The 11,759-nt window shown below is 59.9% G+C and carries 10 protein-coding genes; 2 read left to right on the top strand and 8 right to left on the bottom strand.

Going from position 1 to position 11,759, the window contains the following annotated elements; all coding sequences use genetic code 11:
- Positions 1-2: 2 nt before the first annotated feature.
- Positions 3-1,340: a reducing hydrogenase subunit alpha gene (locus tag EGX79_02790; GenBank protein ID AYX81205.1), complete on the bottom strand. Its 1,338-nt coding sequence runs from the start codon at positions 1,338-1,340 to the stop codon at positions 3-5.
- Between the two features lie 49 nt (positions 1,341-1,389).
- On the opposite strand from EGX79_02790, the gene EGX79_02785 reads away from it, so the two are divergent.
- The gene (locus EGX79_02785) at positions 1,390-1,740 is read left to right on the top strand and encodes a hydrogenase maturation nickel metallochaperone HypA (protein AYX82694.1); all 351 of its coding nucleotides are present in this window, start codon (positions 1,390-1,392) and stop codon (positions 1,738-1,740) included.
- Here EGX79_02785 and EGX79_02780 read toward each other — a convergent pair.
- From EGX79_02780 to EGX79_02755, 6 genes are all read right to left on the bottom strand, one after another.
- A complete protein-coding gene (locus tag EGX79_02780) occupies positions 1,737-2,321 on the bottom strand; it encodes a hydrogenase maturation protease (protein AYX82693.1) in 585 nt (194 codons plus the stop codon). The genes EGX79_02785 and EGX79_02780 overlap by 4 nt on opposite strands.
- 61 nt (positions 2,322-2,382) lie before the next feature.
- Complete coding sequence (gene cybH, locus EGX79_02775; GenBank protein AYX81204.1) at positions 2,383-3,639, bottom strand: Ni/Fe-hydrogenase, b-type cytochrome subunit; 1,257 nt, start codon at positions 3,637-3,639, stop codon at positions 2,383-2,385.
- A gap of 8 nt (positions 3,640-3,647) precedes the next feature.
- Positions 3,648-5,396, bottom strand: coding sequence for a nickel-dependent hydrogenase large subunit (locus EGX79_02770; GenBank protein ID AYX81203.1), 1,749 nt, complete (start codon positions 5,394-5,396; stop codon positions 3,648-3,650).
- 13 nt (positions 5,397-5,409) lie between these two features.
- Positions 5,410-6,648 carry a twin-arginine translocation signal domain-containing protein gene (locus EGX79_02765; protein ID AYX81202.1) on the bottom strand — a complete coding sequence of 413 codons (1,239 nt, stop codon included), beginning with the start codon at positions 6,646-6,648 and terminating at the stop codon, positions 5,410-5,412.
- 333 nt (positions 6,649-6,981) lie between these two features.
- Entirely contained in the window at positions 6,982-7,800 is an 819-nt protein-coding gene (gene hypB / locus EGX79_02760; GenBank protein ID AYX81201.1) for a hydrogenase accessory protein HypB, read from the bottom strand.
- A 16-nt stretch (positions 7,801-7,816) separates the two neighbouring features.
- The gene (locus tag EGX79_02755) at positions 7,817-8,212 is read right to left on the bottom strand and encodes a hydrogenase maturation nickel metallochaperone HypA (protein AYX81200.1); all 396 of its coding nucleotides are present in this window, start codon (positions 8,210-8,212) and stop codon (positions 7,817-7,819) included.
- On the opposite strand from EGX79_02755, the gene hypF reads away from it, so the two are divergent.
- On the top strand, positions 8,211-10,607 hold the full coding sequence (gene hypF, locus EGX79_02750; GenBank protein AYX81199.1) for a carbamoyltransferase HypF: 2,397 nt from the start codon (positions 8,211-8,213) through the stop codon (positions 10,605-10,607). The two genes, EGX79_02755 and hypF, sit on opposite strands and share 2 nt — an antisense overlap.
- Here hypF and hypE read toward each other — a convergent pair.
- The gene (gene hypE / locus EGX79_02745; GenBank protein ID AYX81198.1) at positions 10,604-11,746 is read right to left on the bottom strand and encodes a hydrogenase expression/formation protein HypE; all 1,143 of its coding nucleotides are present in this window, start codon (positions 11,744-11,746) and stop codon (positions 10,604-10,606) included. The two genes, hypF and hypE, sit on opposite strands and share 4 nt — an antisense overlap.
- Between the last annotated feature and the right edge of the window lie 13 nt (positions 11,747-11,759).

Here is an 11,759-nt window from a genome sequence, read left to right as displayed (position 1 = left end):
CACTACAGTCGGGCGTCCGCCGAACCAGGGCTATCCGTTGTTATATTGTCCGCAGGTGCACCGGCATGTTCCTGCATCGTGAATGTCATCACTCCCGCAGGTGCCGAACTACACGGTAGGCACGGATCAGCGGCCCAAATCGACTTCTCGACCCCCGCAGTCTCCCCGCCACCGCACAGCTGCTCGGTAAGCATACGCGTCAGCCAGGGTTCATTCTGCGCAGTCGGTGTCATAATCTGACAATCCGTAATGATGCCGTCAGCTCCTGCCGTATAACGATGCACTAACAGCCCACGTGGCCCGTCAATCATCCCGACACCACTGCGATGTCCTTCAAAGTCAGCATTCTCAATCGCCGTCGCAGCATTCGGATTGCACACATGGTCGCCGAGCAGCTCCCCGTCGGCAAGCACCCGCTTCGCCCAGGCCACGGTGTCGGCGAGAAGCTGGCGTTGGGCGTCGCGTGGGCTGATTCCACGCTTATCGACGACAACCTGCCTGGAGACCGGCCCCACCCGGTAAAAATCTGCCCGCTGACCTTCACAACCATCCTTGCCCAGCTCCTTCGAGGCATCAAACACCGGCCTGGGAGCGGCATCGCCCGGACGGGATTCCCGAACACGTGTAGGCCAATCAGCAGCCGGGAAAATCTGCGCTGCGGTATCGGTGTCGTGCCGCGCGACTGCCAGGTAATTTCCCAGCGGAGCAAGTTCACCGTCAGCGTCGACGACTGCGACGTCGAGACCGTCAAAAGTATCCGTCCAAGCATCAGAAGCATCGGGGGCGGCAAGAAGCTCCACTTCCTTGATTACCGCCGTCTCAGCCAGCGCCTCCAGAGCACTTTCGGCCTCAGAAACAAGCGTCTTATCCACTGCCGCGCGCACACCGCCGGGGACGGCGACATCCGGGAAGTGCGACGGTGCCCCCGCTGCACGCATCAGAGCTTTTCCCGCACGCTTCATTGCCCGCGCCCCCTCGCGGTCGGCGGCCACAAACTTGGTCGCTAGATTATCCAAGGCCGACCCGGCCGCCAGCAGCTCTCGAATCAACTGTGCGGTGCGGGGAATATCGGAAATCCCGTAGAGGTCCTCCACCGCCCGTACACCTGCAAGATGATGCACAACCGGGCACAGGCCACACAGCCGCTTGGTGATATCTGGCACATCTAATGCCTGCTTGCCCACGAGCATCCCGTCGATACGCGGCAGCCCTGAAAGGTCGAAGGACACCTGTGTGATGGCGCCGTTGTCATCGCGATAGACATCCAGTCGTGCCTCGAATGGGTCAACAAGCTCATCGAGCTGGATGTGCTGGGTAACCGGAACGGATTTGGATGACATGGTCCGCCTGCGCCTCCTTCGCGCTGAGTGCTTCGCCATAATGGTATCTGTGCATGAGCTTGGATTGTTGACCAGCGTGGTGGAAAAGATTGCCGAGGTCTGCCCGGGACGTACCGTGACAAAGGTGTCAATGCGTGTGGGCGACCGCTCCGGGGTCGTCTACGATTCCCTCATCGCCGCATGGCCTGTGGCCAGTGCCGCGACGCAGTGTGAGGGCGCCGAGTTAGATGCCGAGCTCATTGTCTCGACGGTCTACTGCCCCACCTGCGAGGCTGAGCATGAAATTGATGAATTCTATGCTCTAACCTGCCCTGTCTGCGGCACCCCAACTGCGGATTTGCGGCACGGCCGCGAGTTTGAAATCTCCAGTATTGAGGTCAGCGCTGAGGGCGAGGGTTAGACGTCACTGTCGCGCTCGTCGGCAAGCCAGCTGTCGATGAGCTCACGCGCAACCTCAGTCGCTTCCTCAATGCCGCCAAGTGCCGTGTTGCTGAGCCCCACCACCATGTCGGCAGACTCGTAGACCACTCCCACCACACCGACGCGCTCAGGCTCCTGCCCCAGCAGTCGCGCCGCGGTGAGCAAATCCAGCAAGCCGACCTGATGCGCGGACAGCTTTGCCGCCAATAGTCTAGGGATCTGGTCACCGACGAGCTTGACGACGGTACCGGGATCCCCCGGACCAGCGAGAGCGTCGAGCAACAATAGGTTCTTGGCCTCCTGCACGATGGGCAGCAACTCCATACCGCAGGTGCCACCATCGATGTAGGCAACCGCACCCGTCCATTCGTCCCCTCGCCCGGCGAGGTTCGCAGGATTATCGAGGTTGGAGGGCGACCAGACCAGATGCGCAGAATCCCCGGCCTGCGTTGTCTGCCCCATGCCTGCAGATTCCAGTTCTGGGGCAAGGCGCCTCAGCAGCTCGAGACCAATGCCGTCGTCGCCCATGACGGGGTTGCCGATGCCAAGAACCGTCACCAACGGAGTGCCAGCATCAGCACCGGTGACTGCGTCGGACACCTTATCGTTACCCAATGATCTCCTATCCAATGCGTGGAGAGTCAACCGGTTGCGTGCCGCGCGGTAGCCAGACAGAGCCACCAATCATCGAGGACAGACCACCGTGGTTGTGTACCGCATCAGAGCGGATAACCAGGTAGACGTGAATGATGGCGAAGAGCCAAATCAGGTACATGATGATTGTGTGAATCAGGCGGAAGTAGCCGATGCCAATCCAGTGCGTGGGCATAGCCAACAGCTGGAAGAACCAGTTGGACTGGTCCATCATCGCGTATAGCGACAAACCTGTGAGCATCTGGATGAAACACATCGCGTAAATGCCGGTGTACGCCAGCTGCTGCAGCGGATTGTGTGCGAAGTAGAACGGCCCTTCCTTGCGCAGGAAGAGGTAGTACTGCATCGTGTGCCAGAGGTCTTTAACATCCTGCTTGTTATAAATCGGCCATAGCGCACGCCATCGTGTTTGTCGGTCGTGGGTAACAAACAGCAGAATGACACGCCATAGCCCCACCGCGATCCATAGGAATCCGGCTAAGAAGTGCGCGAAACGGACATATCCCATCGCGAATCCCGCGGCCGAGCCGTCATAGGTGCGCTCAGTCAAATAGGGCTGCATGATGTACCAGCCAGTAAAGGTCATCACCAACATCAGCGCCAGGTTCAACCAATGTTGAACGCGCAGCGCCCATCCCCACAGGTGAACCTCGACCCACGAACCGGAGCCCTTCTTGTTCTCCGCAATGGCCTCGTCGAGTTTCCGCAGCCCCATTGCCACGAATCCTTCGAAGATGAACTCTCCGATGATATTTCCGTCTTTGTCAATGGGCGCAAGCGCGACGCCCATGCTGCGGTGCCCGCGACCATGATGCATGTTCGCGTTACGACGAAGTAGAACGCCTTCCTCACGGGACATCGTGGATGCCTCAACGACCGCATTCAATTCACCGCGCATGATGGCGACATCGACCGTTTGATCCGCAATGTTGAGGCCGTGCACCTTGGCAATGGAGTAACGGCGGTCAGGCGTCGCCGGGTCGTAGGAATCCGGGGTCAGTTTCATCAGTGGCGTGCCGTCGAGGTGGAAAAGATCGTCACGACGACGACGCAAGCTGACCTTTAGCGCAAGGTCGACAGGATCGCGGGAGTCGTCCGGGACAATTGCTGCGGCCTGAATGACCTCGGATGGCGACAACCAGTGGCTGGTGTGTGCGTCAATAACCGCAATAACCAGGGGGTTGCCCTTGGAATCTTTTAGTCGCAGTTCCGGATTTTCACTCACTGGGGGTGTCATGCCGTCGTCACCTTAAACATTTCCTGACCAGCCGGATCCAAAATGTGGACTGCGCAGGCCATACATGGATCGAAGGAATGAATCGTGCGAAGTGGTTCAAGCGGCTGCTCGGGATCAACCAGCGGATGTGTGCCATCGCCAGCCAGCGCGTGCTCGTATGGGCCAAGCTGCCCCTTCGGGTCACGGCCACCGGCCAGCCACGTGGTGGGAACCACGGCTTGGTAGTTGGTCACCTTGCCATTTTCAATTTTGACCCAGTGGCTGAGCATGCCACGAGCGACCTCGAGGAAGCCCACGCCCTGGCACTTTTCCGGCCACGTGGTCGGCTCCCAACGGCTGTTGTCGAAGACATCGATGTCGCCGTTCTTCAGGGCCTCAACGAACTCCGGGAAAATGTGATCTGCCAAGTAATTGGCGGTGGTCACAGACTCCACAGCACGTGCGTAGGTGCGTCCCGCAGTGGAGTTCATCTGCTCAATGCGCAGGTCGAGCTTATCCATGACCTCGTCGACCAGGCGCATTGTCTCCGGCTCCTTCTGCAGGTATGCCAACAGCACACGAGCAACCGGGCCAACTTGAACAGCGCGACCGTCGTAACGCGGCGCCTTCGACCAGGTGTACTTTTCATTGTCCGACAACCACTCGTACGGCGGCTTCGGGCCGGTGTAGTTCACAGTTGTTTCGCCGTCATACGGCTTGAGGCCGACATCATCGCCGGCTTCCTGCGTATACCAGGCGGAGTTGATGAATTCCTCGATCTTTTCCGGCTGGAATGGGTGGAGCTTGGTGTAGTCACCGTCGAGAATGACACCGGGCTTGATGTCTGGATGCACGGTCTGGACACGGGACTTAGCCGGGTCGCCGGAGTAAGTGGCGCCGGCCATGCCTACCGCCAGGAAGCTGTCGGAGGAGCGACCGATGTCGAAGTAGTCCTTGTAAACGCTCATGATGGCGACTGCATCTGGGTAGAAGCAGTCATTGACGAACTCCACAATCTCGTCGATCCAGGACTTGATCTGATCAATGCCGACTTGGTTGACCGTCTCAGAGCGTTCCGGGTCGATGGAGCACGCCATGCCTCCGACCAGGAAGTTCGGGTGTGGATTCTTACCGCCGAAGACGGTGTTAATGCGGATGATAGAGCGCTGGAAAGCCAAGGCGTCGAGGTAGTGCGACACTGCCATCAGGTTGGCCTCAGGCGGCAAGCGGTAGTCCTCATGTCCCCAGTAGCCGCCGGTGAAGATGGACAGCTGGCCGGAGTCCACAATGCCCTGCACGGTCTCCTTGACCCGGGCGAAGGTTTCTTCGTTGTTGCCCTTCCACGTCGAGCCGATCGACTGCGCGAACTCAACGGTCTTCTTCGGATCTGCCTCGAGAGCCTTCGTGACATCAATCCAGTCCAGACCGTGAAGATGGTAGAAGTGCACGACGTGGTCGTGAATCTCCTGCGAGCCAATCACCAGGTCGCGAATACGACGTGCCTGCGGGGGCGGTGTCGAGCCAATGGCATCTTCGACAGCGGCAATGGACGCCACCGAGTGAGTACCCGTGCACACACCACAGATACGACCAACGAATGCCCAGACATCGCGAGGATCGCGGTTTTTCACAATGGTTTCGATACCGCGGAACTGAGTAGTCTCACTCCACGCGGTTTTGATCTGGTCTCCCTCGCGTTCCAGCTCAATGCGAAGGTGTCCCTCGATTCGGGTAATCGGGTCGATTACAACTTTTTCCGTAGCCATGTCCTATGCCCCCTTAGTTGTCCTTCGAATCGGATGCTGTCTCGCTCTGCGTGCCTGGTGCGTTTGAAGGAAGGTCGACCATCGGTGGCTTCCGGCCTTCCACACCACCAAACGCAGCCAACACCTTTTCTTCGCCGTTGGAGCGCCTTATCTTCAGTTCCTTCACCAGTGTGAGTCCGCCATGGACCGCGGCACCTGCGGCAGTGGCAGCCAGCAGTCCAACGCCGACCGTGTTCACGCTGGACTCCACTCCAATACCCGGGATTCCCGGCAGCTTGTCGTAGAACGGAGTGAACTGGTCGAAGAAGTCCTTCTCAGTACAGCCAATACATGGGTGACCAGCACCAATTGGCCAACCGGACTTAAGGTTCCACTGCACGATTGGGCATGGGCTAAACGTGGATGGCCCCTTACAGCCGACCTCGTAAAGGCACCAGCCGTTTCGTGCGCCTTCGTCGTCGAAGGTTTTCACGAACTGACCGGCATCGTAATGCGCGCGACGCGGGCAGGAGTCGTGAATACGCTGGTCATAGGCAAACTTTGGCCGCCCCTCAGCGTCGACCTCCGGTGTCTTGCCATAAGTGAGTACGTACGTCAGGGTGGCCGTAATCACCTCACCAATCGGCGGACAACCAGAGACGTTAATCACCGGCTTGTCCTTGATAATCTCATCGACACCCTTGGCACCGGTCGGATTCGGCTTAGCAGCCTGGACAGAACCCCAGACTGCGCAGGCACCAACGGCCAGGATTGCCGTGGCCTTCTCAGCAGCCTCGAGCAGCACCTGTTCTGCCGACTTACCGCCAATGGTGCAGTACGCACCGTTCTCGCCGGTCGGAATCGAGCCATTGACCACCAGAATGTGATCCTCGGCATTCATGTCGTCCAAAGCCTTTTCAGCCGCATGCCCGGACGGTGCCATGAGCAGCTCGTTGTAGTCCATCGAAACCAGGTTCAGCACCACATCTTCAGCAGTGGTGCCTCCGGAACGCAATACGGATTCCATACATCCGGTACATTCCTGCAACTGCAGCCAAGCCACCTTCGGCTTCTTTACAGCCGAGAGCTTATCTGCGATTTCCTCCGCCGAGGGAGTCAGTGACTGCGCCGCAGCCTCACCGACATTCGGAGTTCCGGCGGCAAAAATTGCCGCCATAGTGCCACAAAACTTCATGAAACTGCGCCGTGAGACACCAGCTCTAGCGAGGTTTTCGCCGAGGGTCCCTTCCTGCCAATTCGCGCCACTAATCATTTTTTCGCTGCGCCTTCTGCTTAGTTATTAGGAATATTGGTTTCGAGGTTTTACAACTACCAAGGCCCATTGCCTATACATGGCCAAGTATAGCGACCTAAGAACAACCTGAATAATGGTGCTGCGCTGCGGTTATAACAAAATAATATGCAAGATAAATGTTGCGTAAATATAGCTCCAGGTACAGGTAGTGAACGTGAAAAACCGCCGCAGATTACAGCGGGATATCACCTATCCCCCACTAAGGTGGAGCGAAGCGAGGGGGGGGTAACGGGGCCGTCGTCAAGCATGCTGTGACGCCCCCCTTGCTTCACGACGGCCCCCGGCGCGCGCTTAATCAACCAGCGCAGGGTTGACCCAACGGAGCCATTCGTCGATGCCCTCCCCGGTCTTAGCGGAGACCTCAATCACCTTCACGCCTGGATTGACCTTTTCCAGGTTGGCGCGGAAGAGCTCCATGTCGAAGTCAAGGTACGGGGCAAGGTCCATCTTGTTGATAACCACCACCTGTACAGAGCGGAACATCACCGGGTACTTGACCGGCTTATCCTCCCCCTCGGTGATGGAGTAGACCATTGCCTTGCGAGTCTCACCGACCTCAAACTCAGCCGGACAGACAAGGTTTCCCACATTTTCAATCATGACCAGGTCAAGCGTGGACAGATCCAGCCCCTCGAGCGCGCGGGAGACCATCGGGGCGTCCAAGTGGCATTCACCACCGAATCCGTTGCCCGTGTTCAGCAGCGAAATCTGTGCCCCATAACCCTCCAGGCGGTCGGCATCGAGAGCCGTCTCAATATCGCCCTCGATAATGCCGACGCGCAGCTTTCCCTGCGCAGCCGCCAGTGTCTTCTCCAACAGCGCAGTCTTGCCTGAACCCGGGGAGCTCATCAGGTTGATGGCTTCCACGCCATGCTCAGCAAGCAGCTCGCGATTATGCTCCGCGCGGTGGTCGTTCTCGCTGAAGATGTCCTCGAGGATGGTCACGCGTTCCACGCCGGTTTCATAACCCGAGTGGTCGCCGTGGCTAGTGTCATCGGGATCGGCGAGATGAACGTGGTCATGGCCGTGATGGTGGTCATGGTCGTGGTCATGATGATGGTGGTGATGGTGGTGTGCGTCATCGCCGTCATGCCGGTGGAAACGTCCCATGATAAAACCGTCTTTCCTACTTGTGCGTGTCGACGTCGATGTCGACGATTGTGAACTCTTCCCCCGAGATTACGCGTCCCGGCTTTCCACACGTGGGGCACAGCAGGCCGTCGAGTGGCCCCACCTGTTCGCGATGCCCGTGCGCGCATTCGACAACCGCAGGTACCCAGTCAATATCCAATTTCGCGTCCCCCAAACCGGTATCGCGACTGACGAAATCCCACGCGTATGAAAGGGTTTCTGGCACAACCTGCCGTAGAGCGCCTATCCGCAGGTGCACAGTGCGTACAGTTCGACCTTCGGCTGCTCTCGTGACAACCTTCGCTAACTGCATGCTCAACGCTACTTCGTGCACAATCTCCAAACTAGCAGTGCGAACGGACCCGAGCCGCTTACGTAAAGTTGAATGCATGGAAAAGGCAGGCGCGACCGGGGCGGGGATGGGTACGAGCATTCAACGCATTCGCTGGCGTATCGAAGGTATCGTCCAGGGGGTCGGATTCCGCCCTTTTGTCGCCACCATCGCCCGGCGCGCGGGTCTCGTCGGCTTCTGTGGCAACGATGAGCAGGGCGTATTCATCGAGGTAGAAGGCACGTCGGACGCCCTCGCTGCCTTCCGCAGCCAGCTTTTCACCGAACTGCCGGCGCTTGCCCGCATCATCAATCACTCCGCCGAGCACATCGCGACACTGGGCCATGAGCGCGAGTTCACCATCGTGCCCTCTCGCCACAGCTACTCCGGCCGCGCACTGCTTCCGCCCGACACTGCACTGTGCCCGGACTGCCGCCGTGAGTTTTTCGACCCTACCAACCCGCGCTACCTCTACCCTTTCATCTCCTGCACCAACTGCGGACCGCGCCTGTCCATCATCACTGAACTGCCCTACGACCGCCCGCGCACCACTATGGCGGCCTTTCCGATGTGCACCCCGTGCGAGCGCGAGTACACCGACCCCACCGACCGCCGCTATCACGCTCAGCCAATCAGCTGCTTCGACTGTGGCCCGCGTCTGAGCTGGCACGATGCAGGCGGCACCACCACCGCCACCTCCCGCGAGGAGGTTCTCGCGCTCTTTCGTCGCGCACACGCACTGCTTGACGACGGCGCCCTGCTCGCCGTCAAAGGTATTGGTGGTTTTCACCTGGTCTGCGATGCCACCAATGACGCTGCCTGCGAGAAACTACGGATGCGCAAACGTCGACCCGACAAACCGTTGGCGGTAATGGCCCCCACTGTTGACACTGCTGCCCAACTGGTTAAGTTAACTGAGCAGGAGAAGCGTTTCCTCGACTCCCCTGAGGCACCGATTGTGATTGCACCGAAGCAGCGGTCGGGGCCGCTTTCCAATCTCATCGCACCGGGCCTCGACAGCTTCGGGATTATGCTTCCGTACTCAGGCATTCACCTGCTGCTTTGCGATCGCCCGCTCGTGGTCACCAGCGGCAACCTCAGTGGCGAGCCCGTCTGTACCGACAATGCCGACGCGCTGAAGAAGCTCGGTCACATCGCCGACGCTTTCATCCTCCACGACCGCGAAATCCACGTACCCGTTGAAGATTCGGTTTTCATCGGCACCGCCCCATCGCGCCGGTCCCGCGGCTTCGCTCCCGTCCCCGTTTCAATCACGCCCACCGATTCTCGTAGCCACACTGGCCCTGGCCCTGGCCCTGGCACCAGCGCCCGGAGCACGTCCCAACCCACCATTTTCGCGACCGGCGGAGAGATGAAGAACACTTTCGCTATCGCGCATGGGGACCTCGCTCACGTCTCTGCGCACATTGGCGACATGGGTTCGTGGGCCAGCCAGAAGGCCTACCAGAGAGCAGTTGACCAGCTCCTTTCCATGCGCGATGCGACCCCGAAAATTGTCGTCTGCGATCTTCATCCGGGCTACGCCACTACCACCTTCGCCGAACGCTTCGCCGCCGAGCACGACATCGAACTCCTCGCAGTTCAGCACCACTTCGCACACGCGCTCTCCCTACTCGCGGAGCACCGTCTCCTCTCCCCCAATGCGGGTCGCGCCGTCGTCGCCACCCTCGACGGCACCGGCTATGGCACCGATGGGTCCATCTGGGGCGGCGAGGTTCTCACGCTCAGTCGCAGTTCCGCAAACTGGGAACGCACCTGGCACTGCCCCACTTTCCCGTTGGTCGGTGGAGATCGCGCCGTCACGCACCCGTGGCGGCTCGCCCTCGGTCTCGCTCATGCTTGGGGGCTTGACGACGACCACCTCCTGCGCAATCTCTCCAACGAGCGCGAAGTAGCCCTGGTTAAAAGCCAGTTGGCGACGGGAGTTGGCACAGTGCAAACGTCTTCTCTCGGCCGCATATTCGATGCCGCCGCAGCTCTGCTGCTTCCTCGCTGGCGCGGTGGCGGGGCCATCAGCTACGAGGCGCAAGCGGCCATGGAGTTGGAGGCAGCGGCGACTCGCTACGTGAGGTCACATGCGGAAGCGCTTGAAGCGGTCAGTTCAGAGACCAAGCCAGTGCCCTTCCAGGACGCCATTCGGGAGGCGGTAGCATCGCCTGACGTTGAGCAGGCCGCATTTGTATTTCACGGTGGGGTCGCGGGTGTCGTCGCCAAGCGATTGGTGCAGGCTGCGGAGGAAGCCGGCACCGATGTTGTCGGCATCAGCGGGGGTTGCGCGAATAATGCGCTGTTGATGGAGCTGCTGCGGCGCGAAGTTGCAGCTGAGGGCATTACTCTGTTGCAGCATCAAATTGTGCCGCCGGGCGATGGCGGATTGAGTCTTGGTCAGGCGGTGGCCGGCCGCCTGCTGGCGGCAACGGGCATGGATGTCTAGCAGATGCGCGGCAGCGGGTCGCCGACCAACATGTCCACCATGCGGGTGCCACCGAATCCGGTGACCAGTACCACGGAAGCGGCGGGCTCGTCCTCGATGGAGCCGATATCACAAGCCTCGGAAGCCCCGGCTGCGTGGAGTGCACTGAGCGCTGCCTCGGATTGCTCGGCGGGGACAACGGCGACGAAGGTACCTTCATTGGCGACGTAGAGCGGATCGATGCCAAGCATGTCACAGGCGCCACGGGTCATGTCACGGACTGCAATGGATTCGTCGTCAAGCACGACACCAAGACCGGTGCCGCGGGCGAGCTCGTTGGCGACCGTGCCGAGGCCGCCGCGGGTGGCATCGCGCATCCAGCGAGTGCCGGGTGCAGCTTCAAGTAGCGCTTCGACCAGACCGTTGACAGCGCGGGTATCGGACTCAATAGGCGCGGCCAGAGCCAAGTCGCCGCGGGCGAGCATGACGGCCATGCCGTGATCGGCGATTGGACCGGAGACGAGGATGCGGTCTCCGGCCTCGATGTTTGCGTAGACAGATCCTGCCGTAGCGGCACCGGCGTAGTCGCCGCGGACCACGCCCACCCCGGCCGTGGTGATGTAGACCTGGTCACCTGCGCCCTTCGGCACAACCTTGGTGTCGCCGGCGACGATGCTCACCCCTGCGGCATCGGCAGCGACGCGCATACTCGCCACAATGCGGCGCAGAGTCGCAATCTCCAGCCCCTCTTCCAGAATGAACGATGCGGTCAGCGCCAGGGGCCTGGCTCCAGCTACCGCCAGATCGTTAATCGTGCCGTTGACGGCCAAATCCCCGATGTCGCCGCCCGGGAACTCGATGGGATTGACCACATAGGAGTCGGTGGACATTGCCAACCGCGCCCCACCATGTGCAGAAGCTGCCGCAGCCTCGACGACGGCATCGGCAGCGAACAGCCCGGAGTCGCCACCCTGCCCTAAAATTTCATTGCCATAGGCGTCGAAAAAGACCTGTTCAACCAGAGCTGCGGAGGCCTTTCCACCGGAGCCGTGTTGCAAGGTGACATAATCGTCGAGAAGCCTGAACGGACGTGCCCGAACGCGACCAATATTGGTGTTTACCTTGGCTTCGTTGGTGTTCAGACGATTCTTCGGCTGCATGCTCACTATCCCT

It is taken from the genome of Corynebacterium jeikeium (assembly GCA_003955985.1).
GTDB lineage: Bacteria > Actinomycetota > Actinomycetes > Mycobacteriales > Mycobacteriaceae > Corynebacterium > Corynebacterium jeikeium_D.
The sequence above is the reverse complement of the archived record's forward strand: the minus strand, read 5'-3'. Positions and strand labels throughout refer to the sequence as shown.

Coding starts and splice junctions, on each gene's coding strand:
- EGX79_02755 (AYX81200.1), bottom strand. CDS start 8,212: ATGCATTCAACTTTACGTAAGCGGCTCGGGTCCGTTCGCACTGCTAGT.
- hypB (AYX81201.1), bottom strand. CDS start 7,800: ATGGGACGTTTCCACCGGCATGACGGCGATGACGCACACCACCATCAC.
- EGX79_02770 (AYX81203.1), bottom strand. CDS start 5,396: ATGGCTACGGAAAAAGTTGTAATCGACCCGATTACCCGAATCGAGGGA.
- hypE (AYX81198.1), bottom strand. CDS start 11,746: ATGCAGCCGAAGAATCGTCTGAACACCAACGAAGCCAAGGTAAACACC.
- EGX79_02765 (AYX81202.1), bottom strand. CDS start 6,648: ATGATTAGTGGCGCGAATTGGCAGGAAGGGACCCTCGGCGAAAACCTC.
- hypF (AYX81199.1), top strand. CDS start 8,211: ATGGAAAAGGCAGGCGCGACCGGGGCGGGGATGGGTACGAGCATTCAA.
- EGX79_02790 (AYX81205.1), bottom strand. CDS start 1,340: ATGTCATCCAAATCCGTTCCGGTTACCCAGCACATCCAGCTCGATGAG.